This window comes from Dietzia sp. UCD-THP (assembly GCF_000349585.1).
Lineage (GTDB): Bacteria > Actinomycetota > Actinomycetes > Mycobacteriales > Mycobacteriaceae > Dietzia > Dietzia natronolimnaea_A.
On record NZ_KB714659.1, the window covers coordinates 1 to 13,902 of the forward strand.

Consider the following 13,902-nt stretch of genomic DNA (forward strand, 5'->3'; position numbering starts at 1 on the left):
CAGCCAGCCCGGGTGTCTCACGGGGCTGATGCACGGATAGGTGACAGGGTTAGTCACGCGGCCTGAAGGGCCTCGTCGGTCATGATCGTCTCGAATTCGATGGGGGTCAATCTGCCGAGGCGGTCTTGCCGTCTGCGGCGGTGGTAGGTGCGTTCGATCCAGTGCACGATCGCCGAGCGGAGCTCGTCTCTGGTGGCCCAGGATCGGCGGTCGAGGACGTTGTTCTGCAGCAGCGAGAAGAAGCTCTCCATGGCCGCGTTGTCACCACACGCACCAACCCGGCCCATCGAGCCGATCAGCCCGTGACGGGTGATTGCCATCTGCATCTTCTTCGAGCGGAATTGCGATCCTCTATCGCTGTGGAGGACGCATCCGGTCACGTCGCCTCGCCTGGCGACGGCGCTGTTCAGGGCGGCCACAGCCAGGCGGGACTTCATTCTCGAGTCGATCGAATACCCGACGATCCGGCCGGAGTAGACGTCCTTGATCGCGCACAGGTACAGCTTCCCTTCGGCTGTCCAGTGTTCGGTGATGTCGGTCAGCCACAGCTCGTTCGGACCGGCTGCGGTGAAGTCCCGCTCGACGAGGTCGTCGTGCACGGGCGGGCCGGCCTTGCGGTGCCGACCCCGGCCTTTCTCGCTGATAGCGCTGGTCCAGCCGCCGGCGGAGCAGATCCGCCACGCCGTCCGCCGGCACATCCTCTCGCCTGCGGCTTCGGCCTCGTCGGCGAGATAGCGGTAGCCGAACTCCGGGTCTTCGCGGTGTGCGTCGAACAGGGCGTTGGCCCGGTACGCCTCGGCCAGTTCGGCGTCGGTGATCGGGTTCTTGAGCCACCGGTAGTAGGGCTGGCGAGCGATCTTGAGTACCCGACACGCCACCGTGACGGGGACCCCGTCAGCGGCGAGCTCGCTCACGAGCGGGTACCACCTTTTCCCGGCAGATTCGCCTGCGATAGGTACGCCGCCGCCCGGCGTAGGACCTCATTCTCCTGCTCTAGCAGGCGCACACGCCGCTTGGCCTCGCGTAGCTCACGCGATTCGGCCGACGTGGTGCCGGGCCTGATCCCGGCCTCCACGTCGGCCTTGCGGATCCACTTGTTCAGGGTCATCGGGTGGATCCCGAAGTCGGCAGCGATCTGTTCGAGCGTCACACCGTCTTCGCGGTTCTGGGCGACGCGGACCACGTCGTCGCGGAACTCCTGGGGGTAGGGCTTGGGCACAGCTGGCATCCTTCCAGGCCCGCCCCGCAGGGCAAGCCAGATCAGATGTCACCTACTCGTGCATCAGCCCCCACCTCAGTCTGGCGGATAGGGCTGCGTGACCAGGAGAACGCGGTGGGCCGGGACAAGATCTCCGGGGCGCCGCTGTCCGGGGGCGACGAGTCCAGCGCCCCCGACTTCGCCGCGCGCTCGGCGGGCGGCTCACCCGCCATCCCCGAGGCCAGCCACGTGGCGCTGATGCACCCCACTCGGAACGCGGGAGTGCACATGCTCCGGCGCGGCTACAACTACACCGACGGCTCGGACGAGCTGGGTCGCCTGGACGCCGGCCTGTTCTTCATAGCCTTCGTCCGCGACCCGCGACGGCACTTCACCCCACTGCTCGCCCGCATGCAGTTCGACCTGCTCACCGAATACCTGCAGCACCTCACGAGCTCCGTGTTCGCGATCCCCCCGGGGCTACGGGACGGGCAGACCTACCTCGGCCAGCAACTGTTCGAGCCGGCCGCCGGGTAGGTCATCCCCCGGCCCCGGGGACGAAGACGACCGAGAGGTCAGGCCAGCGCGGCCTCAACGGCCTCGACAAGTGTCGTGGTGGGCCGGCCGATGAGGGTGCTGAGGGTGCGGGAGTCGTCGTAGAGCTCCCCGGCCGCGACGCCACGATCGGTGTCGGCGAGTGTCTCGGCGAACGGGGCCGGCACGCCGGCGGAGACCAGAACGGCGGCGTACTCCTCGCGGGGTAGATCGGTGTAGGACACGTCCTTCCCGGCCTGCTCGGACAGGACCGCGGCGTAGTCCGCCATCGTGAAGGCGGAATCGCCCGCGAGCTCGTGGACCGTTCCCGCGCTGTCGTCGGCGAGCAGCGCGACCGCGGCGGCCTCGGCGTAGTCGGCGCGGGCCGCGGCGCTGATCCGCCCCGACCCGGCCGCGCCGAACACGCCCTGCGCCACCTGCGTGCGGGCCTGGTCGGTGTAGTTCTCGAGGTACCAGCCGTTGCGCAGCAGGACGTGGGGCACCCCCGCCTCGGCGAGGATGTGCTCGGTCTGCAGGTGCTCCGTCGCGAGGCTCAGCGAGCTGGAGTCGGCCCGGAGGATGCTGGTGTAGGCCAGCAGCTCGACTCCGTGCCGGGCCGCGGACTCGATCACGGTGCGGTGCTGAGCGATCCGCTGGCCGACCATGCTGGACGACACCAGGAGCACCCGGTCGACACCCTCCAGTGCGGCGTCCACCGAGGACGCGTCGTCGTAGTCGAGACGGCGGGTCACCACCCCGCGTGCTGCCACGGCGCTCAGCCGGTCGGTGTCGCGCGCGGTGGCGACGATGTCTCCGGGAACCACCCCCCGGTCGAGCAACGCGTCGACGACGTGGGCTCCGAGCTTCCCGGCGGCGCCGGTCACGAGGTAGGTCATGGGTCTTCTCCTGGGGGTACTGGGTATGGGCTCCTCGGTCCGGGGACCGACGGGCGTCAATGAGATGAGACCCACTGACACCCACTGACAACCGACGGGGACGCCATACTGTTTCCGATGTCGGGTACCCACTTTCAAGTAAGGTACTGGCATGAAAGTGAGTGAGGGGCCGGTCCGCCTGGCGTCGGTCTTCGGCGAAGGCGTCTACACCGAGAACTGTCCGACGCGGGCAGCGCTGAGCCGGGTGACCAGTAGATGGGCGCCATTGCTGCTGGCGGCGCTATCCGACGGCGAACCGCTGCGCTGGAACGAACTGCGCCACCGTGCCTCCGGGATCACGGACAAGATGCTGTCGCAGACCCTCCGCGCACTCGAGGCGGACGGGTACGTCCATCGGGAGGCCAGGCCGGTCGTGCCGCCGCACGTCGAGTACTCGCTGACACCCGACGGCGTCGCCCTCACCGCGCGACTGCTGGACCTGATGACCTTCGTGTCGACCAGGGAGCTCGGCACCGCTGATGAACGCTGACGATCGGGGCCCGGCGCGTGCCCTTCGCTCAGCGGCCGGGTCTCACTCCGCGAGCCTGATGATCTCCTCGACCACGCGTTCCCGCACAGCCGGGTCGAGCTTCTGCGATTCCAACGACTCGTACAGCCACAGCCCGTCCGCGGCGAGCCGGGCGATGAAGGTCATCACGTCGTCGTCCACGGCCGCGGGGGTGTCCGGGACCCACCGGCGGTAGACGTCCTCCCACACCGCGTTGGTGGCGGGGTTCTCCACCGCCTCCAACATCAGTAGTAGTTCCGCCCGGTCGGGGAACTGCGAGGAGCGGACGAAGGCGGCGAACCGGGCGTCGTCGTCGACCTCTTCGGCCGGTCCCCCGGCCTCGGACTCCATGCACTGTTCCCACCGCCCGGCCACGTGGGCGTGTAGTCCGCGGAGGAGATCGTCGCGCGAGGGGAAGTGATAGAGCAGGCCGCCCTTGGTGAGGCCGGACTCCGTCGCGAGGGACTCGAATGTCAGGGCGGTCACACCCTCGCGCTGGATGAGGCGCTTGGCCGCGTCGAGGATGGTGTCGCGTTTCGACTGTCGCATGGGACCTGCTCCCGGGTCATGGTGCGTGGGTGGCCGGTGGATGCCGTGGGGCTGTTCAGTGGTTGTTCGGGTAGAGCTGCGAGGGCGTGCCCGGGGTGTAGCGCCGCAGCAACACCGCGGACACCACGGCGCCGATCACCATCACGGCCGCCACCGCCGTCAGCACGGACAGGAACGCCGCGTCGAACGACTCGGCGGCCGCCGCCACGATCTGTGCATCCTGTGATGCCAGCGCCGCAGCGGGCGCCTGGCCCGCCCAGCCCTCCGCGCCCGCCGGCAGCTCGATCGCCCGCGCGTAGACCAGGGTCAGCAGCGAGCCCATGGTGGCCACGCCGACGAGCCCGCCGAACTCGTAGGACACCTCCTCCAGGGAGGCGGCCATGCCCGCCCGGCGCGGGGGCACGTTGCCCATGATGGCGGTGGACGCCACCGACATCGAGGCACCGAGTCCGGCGCCGACGACGATCATGCCGAGCACCAGGAGCGTCAGCGAGTCCTGCGCGGCCGCGATGACGGTGATGACCGAACCCACGGCCGATGCGGTGATCCCCCCGCCGATGAGCACCAGCAGGCCGACCCGGTGCAGCACGGCGCCGCCGAAGAGCGCGAAGGGGAGCGAGGCCACCGCCAGGACGCTGACCACGAGGCCGCTCTGGAGGGGGCTGAACCCCTCGACGAGTTGATAGCGCTGCGTGATGACCAGCTGCAGCCCGACTATCGCGAACACACTGACCCCCGCGGCCACCACGCCGCCGCTGAAGCCTCGGTTGCGGAAGATGGTGAAGTCCACCAGTGGCTCGGTGTGGGTGGCCAGTCGCCGTTGCCGCCTGGCGAAGACGGTGAGGGTGACGACGGCGACCACCGTGGCCGCTGCCGCCAGGGTCCGGTTCGCGTCCGCCTCCGCCCAGGTCTTGACGGCCAGGACCGCCGCGGCCATGCCGACCAGGGCCTGCGCCGAGGAGAGGGCGTCCCAGCGTCGGGCGGGGTTGGTGAGGTTGGGTGGCCCGACCACGAGCATCAGTGCACTGGCGAGCAGGACGATGGGGACGTTGAGGAGGAACACCGACCCCCACCAGAAGTGCTCCAGCAGAACGCCGGAGACGATGGGCCCGAGGGCCATGCCCACGGTCGCGATCGCGGCCCAGACGCCGATGGCGAGGTTGCGCTCCCGCTCGTCCGCGAAGCTGAGGCGGATGAGTGCGAGTGTCGCGGGCATCATGGCCGCCGCACCCACGCCCAGTAGGGCGCGGGCGAGGATCAGGACCCCCGCCGTCGGTGCGAAGGCGGCCACGAGTGACGCCGCGCCGAAGACGAGCAGGCCCACCTGGAAGATCCGCTTGTGTCCCACGCGGTCTCCCAGGGCGCCCGAGCCCAGCAGGAGCCCGGCCATCAGCAGGGGGTATGCGTTGATCACCCACAGCTGTTGAGAGCTACCCGCTCCCAGCTCCCGGGTCAGCGTCGGCAGTGCCGTGTAGAGGATCGTGTTGTCCAGGGCGATCAGCAGCAGGGCAGAAGAGACGATGCCGAGTACGGTCCAGCGTTGCCAGGGGGGCAGAGCGGTGTCCGGAGTCGTCGAGACGGGAGCGGAGTGCATGCCGTAACTGTACCGTACGTTTGGTATAGTTACGACCGGCGATCGCGGGCGGTCGGCTACACTGGCCGTCATGACGTGCTTCACCACATTGATTCGGGACCGTCGCTTCTAGCGGCGGATTCCCTCCTTTAGGACGCTTCCGCCGCTCCGCGGTCCAGCCGGGCGGCGCTTTCGCATGCCCGGACATCTTCTCGTTCCGGAGCGTCCACACATGCCCACCTATCGGGGCGGCCGTCATGAGTACGGCCAGAACTTCCTCACCGACACCACCGTCGTCGACGCCATCATCGACATCGTCCGCGCCACTTCGGGGCCGATCATCGAGATCGGGCCCGGCCGGGGTGCACTGACCACACCGTTGCAGGCACTGGGGCGTCCACTGACCGCCGTGGAGGTCGACTCCCGAAAGGTCGAGCACCTGCGGCGTTCGCTCACCGCCGACGTGGATCTGGTCCACGCGGATATCGTGCGGTGGCCGCTACCCACCACGCCGCATTTGGTGGTGGGCAATCTCCCGTTCCACCTCACCACCGCGATCCTGCGTAAGGTGCTCCACTCCTCGACGACGACGACCGCCGTCCTGCTGGTCCAGTGGGAGGTCGCCCGCCGGCGCGCGGGTGTCGGGGGAGCGACCATGATGACCGCCCAGTGGTGGCCGTGGATCGACTTCACCCTGCATCGCCGAGTGCCCCGCCGGGCGTTCCGGCCGGAACCCACCGTCGACGGGGCGGTGCTCGTGCTGACCCGGAGGCCTCGACCTCTCCTGCCGGACCGCGATTGGGCCGCATACCGGAGGTTCGTCCACGCCGTCTTCACCGGCCGTGGTCGCGGCCTCACCGCGATCCTGGCCTCGGTGGTGCCGGCGCCGCGACGACCGGCGGTCCGCGGCGCCGTCGCCCGGGCCGGCGTGGCTCCCGGCGCCCTGCCCAGGGACCTCACCGCGAGTCAATGGGTGGCGCTGTACACGGCGCTGGGGCGGCGGGGTCCGGACGCGTCCCATTCCGGGAGTTGATGCGCGCCCGTCGCGCTCGGCCGAGCGAATCCTGTCGGCGCTCTGCCGGCGGGTACTAGTCTCAGATCCGACGACCGAGCACCGGCATCCCAGCCCGCCGGAGCGCCAGGCACCTGGGGCAAGGATGGACCCTATGACACCTTCTGCAGTGGGGCCGGGGCGATGATCGAGGTGCGCCCGGCGGACCGGTTCGACGACGTGGCGGTTCTCCTGGGGCCGAAGAAGTCGCCGGACGCCAGTGTGTGTTGGTGCCTGAGCCACCGTCTGGACTCCGGGACTAACACCTGCCTGGTGGGTCCCGCGCGCGGCGAGTACGTGCGCGACCTGTGCTCACAGGAGGTCGCACCGGGTGTGCTCGCCTACCTCGGATCCGAACCCGTGGGGTGGGCGGGAGTCGCGCCGCGCCGCGACCTGCCGATCGCGCGATCCCGGGTGGTGCCGACCGTCGACACCCAACCGGTGTGGTCGATCTTCTGCATCCGGGTCCGCCCCGGGTACCGGGGCCGGGGGATCGCGCGGGAGTTGGTCGAGGGTGCGGTCGAGTTCGCGCGTGGCCACGGCGCACCCGCCGTCGAGGCGGTGCCCGTGGACAACGGTGCGGAGAAGGTCAACCTGACCATGGCGTTCGTCGGCTTCCGCGCACTCTTCGAGGAGGCGGGATTCGTCAAGGTCGCCGATACGACGTCGGTGGCGGGGGGCTATCCCCGGATTGTCATGAGGCGACAACTCATCCCACGCCCGAGCGGAGAGTGACCATGGGATCTCTGGGCTACACGGCAACGATCTCGCTCGACGGATACGCCGCCGACGCGAACGGAGACTTCGACTGGACCGCGCCGGGCGGGGACGTGTTCCGGTTTCACGTGGAACGGATGGGATCGGTATCGCACGAGGTCCTGGGACGGAACACCTACCGTTTGATGACCTACTGGGAGGCTCCACCCGAGGATGGTTCCTGGGGCCCGGACGAGCACGAGTTCGCCCGCCGGTGGCAGGACCTCACACACATCGCCGTGTCGCAGACGATGACCGAGGCGGACCTGCTCTCCGCTCGGGACGTCCTGCTGCCGCGTCTCGACCTCGCCCGACTCCGGGAGATCGTCGACGGTGCGGCGGGTGAGGTCGAGATCTTCGGGCCCACGACCGCGAGCGAGGCGATCAGCGCCGGGATGGTCGACGACTTCCGGTTCTTCGTCGTCCCCAGGGTCGTGGGTGGGGGTCTGCGCGCGCTGCCGCCCGGCGCCGAACTCGACCTGGAGCTCGTCGAGCACCGCGTCTTCGGCAGCGGGACCGTGTTCGTGCATTACAGACGTCGAGACGATGACCGCCAGAGGGGAGCGGGGTCGTAGACCGCAGGGGGCTCCCCGTCCCCCTTCGCCGCGACAAGCCTGCTGGCCGACGTCAGCGCGGGATGCGGCTGAGTTGCTCGGCGACGCGCGCGACGGCCTCCCGGTCCAGGCCCAGGAAACCGGACAACATCCGACCCACGGGGATGGACCCCACCAGGTTCTCGATTGAGGCCCCCACTGGCGTGCTCGCACCGCCGCTCGCCCCGCCGGCGTTCGCGGCGAACGGGCGGAACACCTCATCGAGGACCAGCCGTGCGTCGGGGTCCGCCATCGCCTCGGAGATGGTGGACTCGAGGTCGATCCGGACCGGGCGTGGATCGCCATCGACCACCACGGTGGCCTCGATGCGGATGGCCCTGCTGGACGCGGCGGCCGCGAAGACGTACTCGCCGCCCTCTACCAGCCACCTCCCGGCCGGCTCGTCCCAGTACGCCAGGTCCCGTCGTTCGACCACAACCTCCAGGACCCCGATCTGCCCGGGATCGAGATCGTTGTGCCCGAACCCCACGAGCTCCCGCGGCGCCCGCCTGCGCACCGACGCCGGGAGCGAGGAGTAGATCTGGACGATCTCGCGGCCCCGGACCCGCCCGGTGTTGTGGACCTTCACCCGTGCCGTCCACTCCTTGACTCGCTGTCCCCCGTCCCGGGCGACGACCGTCAGGGACCGGTAGTCGAATCGCGTATAGGACAGTCCGTGGCCGAAGGGGAACCGCACCTCTCGTCGCCTGTGGTCGTACCCGCGGTAGCCGACGAAGATCCCTTCGCCGTACCGCACGTGCGAGTCCTCGGCCGGGAAGTTGTCCCAGCTGGGAGCGTCCTCGATGCGGAGCGGGATCGTCTCGGCCAGGCGCCCGGACGGGGTGGCCTGGCCGTAGAGCACTCTCGCGAGCGCCCTGCCCCCGCCCTGGCCCAGCAGGGCCCCGGTCAGGATCGCCGACGCGCGGGGAACCACGGGGGTCAGGTCCACCACGGATCCGGCCGACAGGATCACCACGATCCGCTCCTGCACCGCCGCGACCGCGTCCAGAAGTCTGACCCGGTTACCGGGCAACTCGATGTGCTGGCGGTCCACTCCCTCCGACTCCTGCTCGTCGGTGAGCCCCAGCATGAGGACCGCCACCTCCGCCTCGGACGCCACTGCGACGGCCTCGGCGAGGAGGCGGCCGGCGTCGTCGTCATCCGTCCCGAACCCCGCGGCGTAGGTGACACCGTCGTCCCCGCCGATCCGGCGGATCTCCGTCAGCGGTACATCGATCCGGGTGGGGGAGACGTGGGAGCTGCCACCGCCCTGGACGCGCGGGTCGCGGGCGAACGCGCCGATCACCGCGACGCGGCTCCCCGGGGAGAGCGGGAGCAGGTCACCGCCGTTGATCAGCAGCACGATCGAGGCCTCCGCCGCCTCCCGCGCGAGTTCGTGGTGAGCGTCGGTGTCCACCTCCGCCGGCTGCCCGCCGCGACCCTGCGAGGCACGCCGTCCGTCACGGACCCGCTCCGCCAGGCGCGCCACCGCGGTCGCGGCCCGCCGGACATGCGCCCGGTCGAGGTCGCCCCGCCGGGCGGCTCGGACCACGTCGGCGTCGTCGAGGTCGGGGGGCCCGGGCATCTGCAGGTCCAGACCGGCGCGCATGGAGGCCACGCGGTCCACCACGGCCCCCCAGTCGCTGATGACGGCCCCGTCGAATCCCCATTCGTCGCGCAGGAGGTCGGTGAGCAGCCACCGGTTCTCCGAGGCGTAGACACCGTTGATCTTGTTGTACGCCGTCATCACGGTCCATGGTCGGGCGTCCCGGACCACGCGCTCGAAGGCCCGCAGGTAGATCTCCCGCAGCGGCCGGGGGTCGACGTCGGAGCTCGCCCGCATGCGATCGTGCTCGGAGTTGTTCGCCGCGAAGTGCTTGACCGATGCCCCGACGCCTCCGGCTTGCAGGCCGCGGACAAGTTGCGTCGCCATGACCCCGGTGAGATGGGGGTCCTCGCTGAAGTACTCGAAGTTGCGGCCGGCCCGGGGGTCACGCTTGATGTTGATCCCCGGGCCCAGCAGGACGCCCACCCCGGCGGCCAGCGCCTCGACGGCGAGTGCGGCCCCGATCCGGCGGGCCAGGTCGGGGTCCCAGCTCTGCGCCAGCCCCGACGCCGGGGGGAAGCAGGTGGCAGGGTCGCTCGCGGCCAGCCCGAGATGGTCCGTCGCGCCGGACTGGAACCGCACCCCGTGTGGCCCGTCGGTGAGGACGAGCGCGGGCACCCCGGGCAGCTCCTCGGTGCGCCAGAACGAGGCACCGCTCCCGAGTGAGGCCAGCTGCTCGAGATCCAGGGTGGGGTCGAGGTCGACCGGTGCCGACCCGGAGTCTGATGTCATGTGGTGGACCCGTCCTGACGTGTTGTTCACTTGTAGCACGCGTGTGCACCCGTCATCGTCGTACGCCCACCGCGGTGGGGGTGACGCCGGGCCCGGTTTCTGTACGATGCCCCGGTGATCGCCTCACCCCACCCCGAGAACAGCAGCGGCCCCGCCGATACGGCGGCGGATACGGCCGGCCGGACCGACGCGACCGGCTTGTCGTCGGCACCGTCCGACCCGTCCGACCCGCCAGATCCGACCGGGACGGTCCCCCGGCGCCGGATCATCTTCGCCTCGCTCATCGGCACGACCATCGAGTTCTACGACTTCTACATCTTCGCCACCGCCGCGGTCTCGGTCTTCCCGCTGCTGTTCTTCCACGGCGGCGACTCGGGCGCCGCTCTGCTCGCCTCCATGGCGACCTTCGGGACCGCGTTCGTCGCCCGCCCGCTGGGCTCGGTGATCTTCGGCCACTACGGGGACCGGCTGGGGCGCAAGGTCACCCTGGTGGGCGCGTTGCTCACCATGGGAATCGCCACGTTCCTCATCGGACTTCTGCCGACCATCCACCAGATCGGACTGTGGGCACCCGCGATGCTCACCATCCTCCGCTTCTTCCAGGGAATCGGGCTGGGCGGCGAGTGGTCGGGCGCGGCGCTGCTGGCCTCCGAGACCGCGCAGCCGGGCAAGCGGGCCTTCGCCGCGATGTGGCCGCAGTTGGGTGCGCCGTTCGGCTTCATCCTGGCCAACGGGCTCTTCCTGCTTCTGACCACCTGGTTCGCGTATGACTCCACGGCGAGCGACCTGTCGGATCCGTTCCTGGTCTGGGGCTGGCGCCTGCCGTTCCTGCTGTCGATCGTCATGGTGGCCGTCGGACTCTATGTCCGTCTGCGGATCGAAGAGACGCCGGTCTTCGCCCGGGCCATCGCGGACGACCAGCGGGTCAAGACACCGGTGTCGGAGGTGTTCAGCAAGAACTGGCGGGAGATCATCCTCGGCACGTTCATCATGCTGGCCACCTACGGCCTGTTCTACCTGATGACCACGTGGATCCTGTCCTTCGCGATCGGCGGCGAGGGCACCGGCGGGTTGGGGTACGGGTACCGGTCGTTCCTCACCCTGCAGGTGCTCGCGATCATCCTGTTCGCGGTCTTTGTGCCGGTGGCCGGTCTTCTCGCCGATGCCCTCGGGCGGCGGCGCATGCTCATCGGCGTGACCCTCGCCATCGTCGCCTTCGGGCTCAGCTTCGGCTGGTGGCTCGACCCGGAGGCGATCGGTACCGGCGACGACCTCGACGTGACCCGGATGCTGCTCTTCCTCTGCGTGGGGATGATGCTCATGGGCCTGACCTTCGGGCCGATGTCGGCCGTGCTCCCGGAGCTGTTCCCCACCAACACCCGCTACACCGGCTCGGGGGTCGCGTACAACTTCTCGGCCATCCTCGGCGCCGCGCTGACCCCGTTCGTCGCGGTGTGGCTGGTGCAGAACTTCTCGGTGGCCTACGTCGGGTATTACCTGGTGGGCCTGTCCGTGCTGACCATCATCGCGCTCGTCCTGGCGCCGGAGACCAGCAAGAAGTCCCTGTACTCGTGAGACGTCGCCGGTGACGACCGGGTGAGAGCGACGACGACGAGGCCCGCGGACCCCATTTCGTCCGCGGCCCCCGTCAACGCGCTGATGCGTGGGCTCAGCGAGATCCCCCATGGGACAGCGCGCGGAAGACGTTGAGCGCCCCGAGCACGACGAGCGAGATGCCGAGCAGCCACCACAGGAAGCCGGCGCCCCACAGTGGGGTGCTCAACAGGGAGACGCCCGCGAGGACCGAGATGATCGCGAAGAAGATCGTCACGCCCTTCGCTCCGGACTCGCCGAGGGTGAACAGGGCGGTGAAGCCCTCGACGATCCACATGACGCCGATCATCACGGTGATGAAGACGGCGAGGAAGGCCGCGGACTCCTGCAGCGAGACAAACGCGAAGACGCCGGCGATGACCCACAGCAGGCCGAGCAGGACGTGACCGACCCGGCTGCCCGTCGTGTGGTCCTTGGCGAGCAGGCCGACCGAGGCGTACACGATTCCCCCGACGATGGCGTAGAAGGCGAGCACACCGGTGATGGCGACGGCGGTCTTCGCCGGCCAGACCAGGACGGCGATGCCGAAACCGATGGCGAGGAGGCCGCCGGTCAGCAGCGCGAGACGGACGCTCTTGGCGACCTGGGAGGCGGTGGTCTGGCCGGCTGTGGGCTGGGAGGCGGTGGACGTGGACATTCTGGGTACCTCGCTTGGGAGGAGTGGGTCGATCGCGGTTACGATCAACGGAAATTAATCTAGTCCTGTTCCGGTCTACTTGCGGCAGGTTCAAAAAGGGCAGCCCCCGTGCATCTACTCAGCACGCCATCGCCGGCCCGTCGGGCGACCCGCCGCCGGGTCCTCCGGCGTTGTTCATCCGGCGTTCAGGCGAAAGGAACTGGGGCAGAATCCTGAGATGTCACGGTGGACTGTCACGGGTCCGTCAGGCCGGCGGAACGGGCGCCCGCAAGGGCGACCTGGGCTCCGTCCGGGGTCCAGGCGGCGGCGCCCTCGGAGCCAACGCCACGGGAGCCCGCGTGCGAGCCGTGATCGTGGTGTCCGTTCGCGGGCTCGGCGAGAGGAGTTCCGGCGCTGGAGGACTCAGGTGACGTGGCTGAGAGCGTCGGAGTGGTCCAGTCCAGCGCGGCGCGGAGGTCGGCGACGCGTTGACCGGCGTAGGCCGACCAGGTCAGGCCGGTCGCGGACAGCACCAGCATGCCCACCAGAGCCCATGTCCCCAGGACGGCGTGGCGGGAACGCAGGCGCGCCCGACCCTCCAGGCCGGGTGCCGACCTGAACGGAGAGGTACCGGCGCGGCGGGTCCGGCCCCACCACAGGTACAGCCCCGCCAGGGCGAGTGGGGCGAGCCAGCTTGCGGCCAGCTCGGAGTAGAGGCGGCCCACCTCGCCGAGGTGCAGACTGCGGTGCAGGCCGGACAGCCAGGTGCGCAGGGGCAGCGCCTGCCCGGACCCGTACTGGACGGTGTCCCCGCGGATCGCGCCGTCGGAGGGGTCGACAAAGACCACTCGGGAGTGCGATTCCGACGGCAGCGAGTCGTCCGAGAACAGGACCCTGGTCGTCGACCCGTCGCTCCCGGCCACGATTCTCGCCACCGCGAGATCGGGATGGAACGCGCGTGCGGTGGTGATCTGATCGGCCAGCGGGACGTTCTGCGCCGAGGAGGTGGCGGTCAGCTGATCGGCGTAGACCGCTCGCTCGATGGTCGGCGCCAGTGCGTAGAAGAAGCCCGACACCGCCGCGATGAGCAGGAACGGGCCGACCAGCAGGCCGACGTAGAAGTGCAGGCGGAGCATGAGTTGCCTCAGCGGGCCACCGACGCCCGGGTCGCGCGCTCCGGCGGTGGGCACGTCGGCGGTGGGTGAGTAGGGGTCGCGGGGATGTTCGGTCGTGGTGGTCATGGGCAGGGCACTCCTGATCCACGGCCCGGTGCCGCCGGTGCGCTCGTGCGCGTCGGCGGGGGCCGTTCGAGATGAGAGAAGGACGCACACCCCTGGGCCCCGAGGGTCGACCCCGGGGGGAGGGGTGTGGTGGATCAGGCCGGAAGCGGTGGCCCGCGTAGCGAGCGCGCGGTCAGACGCCCGACCGGAGCCGAGGCGTTCTGCCTGGCGGAGGCGGGGGTGCCCGCGCACGGGGTCGCGGGGGCGAGGAGATCACGGGCCAGAAGGATGAGCCGGGCCGCCACCCTGCGCACTCCCTCGGCGGCGGCCGCCACCAGGACCGCAGTCAGCGCCGCGCCGACGATGTGGGCGGCCAGCATGAGCGGGTCCAGGTGGGCCGGATGGGCCAGCGAGTCG

General features: G+C 69.9%; 14 protein-coding genes. 6 read left to right on the forward strand and 8 right to left on the reverse strand.

The window, feature by feature from the left end; translation table 11 throughout:
- Positions 1-53: 53 nt before the first annotated feature.
- Positions 54-1,219 (reverse strand): IS3 family transposase gene (locus H483_RS36160; protein WP_193746908.1). Its coding sequence is split into 2 segments (ribosomal slippage): positions 54-932 and positions 935-1,219, totalling 1,164 coding nucleotides; the frame shifts between segments, so codons are not numbered across the junction.
- 45 nt (positions 1,220-1,264) lie between these two features.
- Between H483_RS36160 and H483_RS36170 the strand changes: the two genes are divergently transcribed.
- Complete coding sequence (locus H483_RS36170) at positions 1,265-1,735, forward strand: Dyp-type peroxidase domain-containing protein (protein ID WP_081615247.1); 471 nt, start codon at positions 1,265-1,267, stop codon at positions 1,733-1,735.
- Between the two features lie 38 nt (positions 1,736-1,773).
- Here H483_RS36170 and H483_RS36175 read toward each other — a convergent pair whose 3' ends face one another.
- Positions 1,774-2,628, reverse strand: a complete 855-nt coding sequence (locus tag H483_RS36175) for an NmrA family NAD(P)-binding protein (RefSeq protein ID WP_017838281.1) — start codon at positions 2,626-2,628, stop codon at positions 1,774-1,776.
- A 151-nt stretch (positions 2,629-2,779) separates the two neighbouring features.
- Here H483_RS36175 and H483_RS36180 point away from each other — a divergent pair, with 151 nt between their 5' ends.
- Positions 2,780-3,157: a helix-turn-helix domain-containing protein gene (locus H483_RS36180; RefSeq protein WP_017838282.1), complete on the forward strand. Its 378-nt coding sequence runs from the start codon at positions 2,780-2,782 to the stop codon at positions 3,155-3,157.
- A 42-nt stretch (positions 3,158-3,199) separates the two neighbouring features.
- Here the strand turns inward: H483_RS36180 and H483_RS36185 are convergent, their stop codons facing one another.
- Complete coding sequence (locus H483_RS36185; RefSeq protein ID WP_017838283.1) at positions 3,200-3,724, reverse strand: TetR/AcrR family transcriptional regulator; 525 nt, start codon at positions 3,722-3,724, stop codon at positions 3,200-3,202.
- Between the two features lie 55 nt (positions 3,725-3,779).
- Positions 3,780-5,318, reverse strand: coding sequence for an MFS transporter (locus H483_RS36190; RefSeq protein ID WP_017838284.1), 1,539 nt, complete (start codon positions 5,316-5,318; stop codon positions 3,780-3,782).
- 211 nt (positions 5,319-5,529) lie between these two features.
- Between H483_RS36190 and erm the strand changes: the two genes are divergently transcribed.
- The 3 genes from erm (at position 5,530) to H483_RS36205 (ending at position 7,679) form a co-directional block, all read left to right on the forward strand.
- Positions 5,530-6,330: a 23S ribosomal RNA methyltransferase Erm gene (gene erm, locus H483_RS36195; protein WP_017838285.1), complete on the forward strand. Its 801-nt coding sequence runs from the start codon at positions 5,530-5,532 to the stop codon at positions 6,328-6,330.
- A gap of 162 nt (positions 6,331-6,492) precedes the next feature.
- A complete protein-coding gene (locus H483_RS36200) occupies positions 6,493-7,083 on the forward strand; it encodes an N-acetyltransferase (RefSeq protein ID WP_017838286.1) in 591 nt (196 codons plus the stop codon).
- A gap of 2 nt (positions 7,084-7,085) precedes the next feature.
- Positions 7,086-7,679, forward strand: coding sequence for a dihydrofolate reductase family protein (locus H483_RS36205; protein ID WP_017838287.1), 594 nt, complete (start codon positions 7,086-7,088; stop codon positions 7,677-7,679).
- A 52-nt stretch (positions 7,680-7,731) separates the two neighbouring features.
- Here the strand turns inward: H483_RS36205 and H483_RS36210 are convergent, their stop codons facing one another.
- On the reverse strand, positions 7,732-10,035 hold the full coding sequence (locus H483_RS36210) for a glycoside hydrolase family 3 C-terminal domain-containing protein (RefSeq protein WP_017838288.1): 2,304 nt from the start codon (positions 10,033-10,035) through the stop codon (positions 7,732-7,734).
- Between the two features lie 198 nt (positions 10,036-10,233).
- Between H483_RS36210 and H483_RS36215 the strand changes: the two genes are divergently transcribed.
- Entirely contained in the window at positions 10,234-11,610 is a 1,377-nt protein-coding gene (locus tag H483_RS36215; protein WP_042330247.1) for an MFS transporter, read from the forward strand.
- A 94-nt stretch (positions 11,611-11,704) separates the two neighbouring features.
- Here H483_RS36215 and H483_RS36220 read toward each other — a convergent pair whose 3' ends face one another.
- The 3 genes from H483_RS36220 to H483_RS36230 form a co-directional block, all read right to left on the reverse strand.
- Positions 11,705-12,286: an HdeD family acid-resistance protein gene (locus H483_RS36220; RefSeq protein WP_017838290.1), complete on the reverse strand. Its 582-nt coding sequence runs from the start codon at positions 12,284-12,286 to the stop codon at positions 11,705-11,707.
- 233 nt (positions 12,287-12,519) lie between these two features.
- Positions 12,520-13,506, reverse strand: coding sequence for a PepSY domain-containing protein (locus H483_RS36225; RefSeq protein WP_017838291.1), 987 nt, complete (start codon positions 13,504-13,506; stop codon positions 12,520-12,522).
- A gap of 134 nt (positions 13,507-13,640) precedes the next feature.
- Entirely contained in the window at positions 13,641-13,865 is a 225-nt protein-coding gene (locus H483_RS36230; protein ID WP_017838292.1) for a hypothetical protein, read from the reverse strand.
- Positions 13,866-13,902: the final 37 nt, after the last annotated feature.

Coding starts and splice junctions, on each gene's coding strand:
- H483_RS36170 (WP_081615247.1), top strand. CDS start 1,265: ATGTCACCTACTCGTGCATCAGCCCCCACCTCAGTCTGGCGGATAGGG.
- H483_RS36175 (WP_017838281.1), bottom strand. CDS start 2,628: ATGACCTACCTCGTGACCGGCGCCGCCGGGAAGCTCGGAGCCCACGTC.
- H483_RS36180 (WP_017838282.1), top strand. CDS start 2,780: ATGAAAGTGAGTGAGGGGCCGGTCCGCCTGGCGTCGGTCTTCGGCGAA.
- H483_RS36185 (WP_017838283.1), bottom strand. CDS start 3,724: ATGCGACAGTCGAAACGCGACACCATCCTCGACGCGGCCAAGCGCCTC.
- H483_RS36190 (WP_017838284.1), bottom strand. CDS start 5,318: ATGCACTCCGCTCCCGTCTCGACGACTCCGGACACCGCTCTGCCCCCC.
- erm (WP_017838285.1), top strand. CDS start 5,530: ATGCCCACCTATCGGGGCGGCCGTCATGAGTACGGCCAGAACTTCCTC.
- H483_RS36200 (WP_017838286.1), top strand. CDS start 6,493: ATGATCGAGGTGCGCCCGGCGGACCGGTTCGACGACGTGGCGGTTCTC.
- H483_RS36205 (WP_017838287.1), top strand. CDS start 7,086: ATGGGATCTCTGGGCTACACGGCAACGATCTCGCTCGACGGATACGCC.
- H483_RS36210 (WP_017838288.1), bottom strand. CDS start 10,035: ATGACATCAGACTCCGGGTCGGCACCGGTCGACCTCGACCCCACCCTG.
- H483_RS36220 (WP_017838290.1), bottom strand. CDS start 12,286: ATGTCCACGTCCACCGCCTCCCAGCCCACAGCCGGCCAGACCACCGCC.
- H483_RS36225 (WP_017838291.1), bottom strand. CDS start 13,506: ATGACCACCACGACCGAACATCCCCGCGACCCCTACTCACCCACCGCC.
- H483_RS36230 (WP_017838292.1), bottom strand. CDS start 13,865: ATGCTGGCCGCCCACATCGTCGGCGCGGCGCTGACTGCGGTCCTGGTG.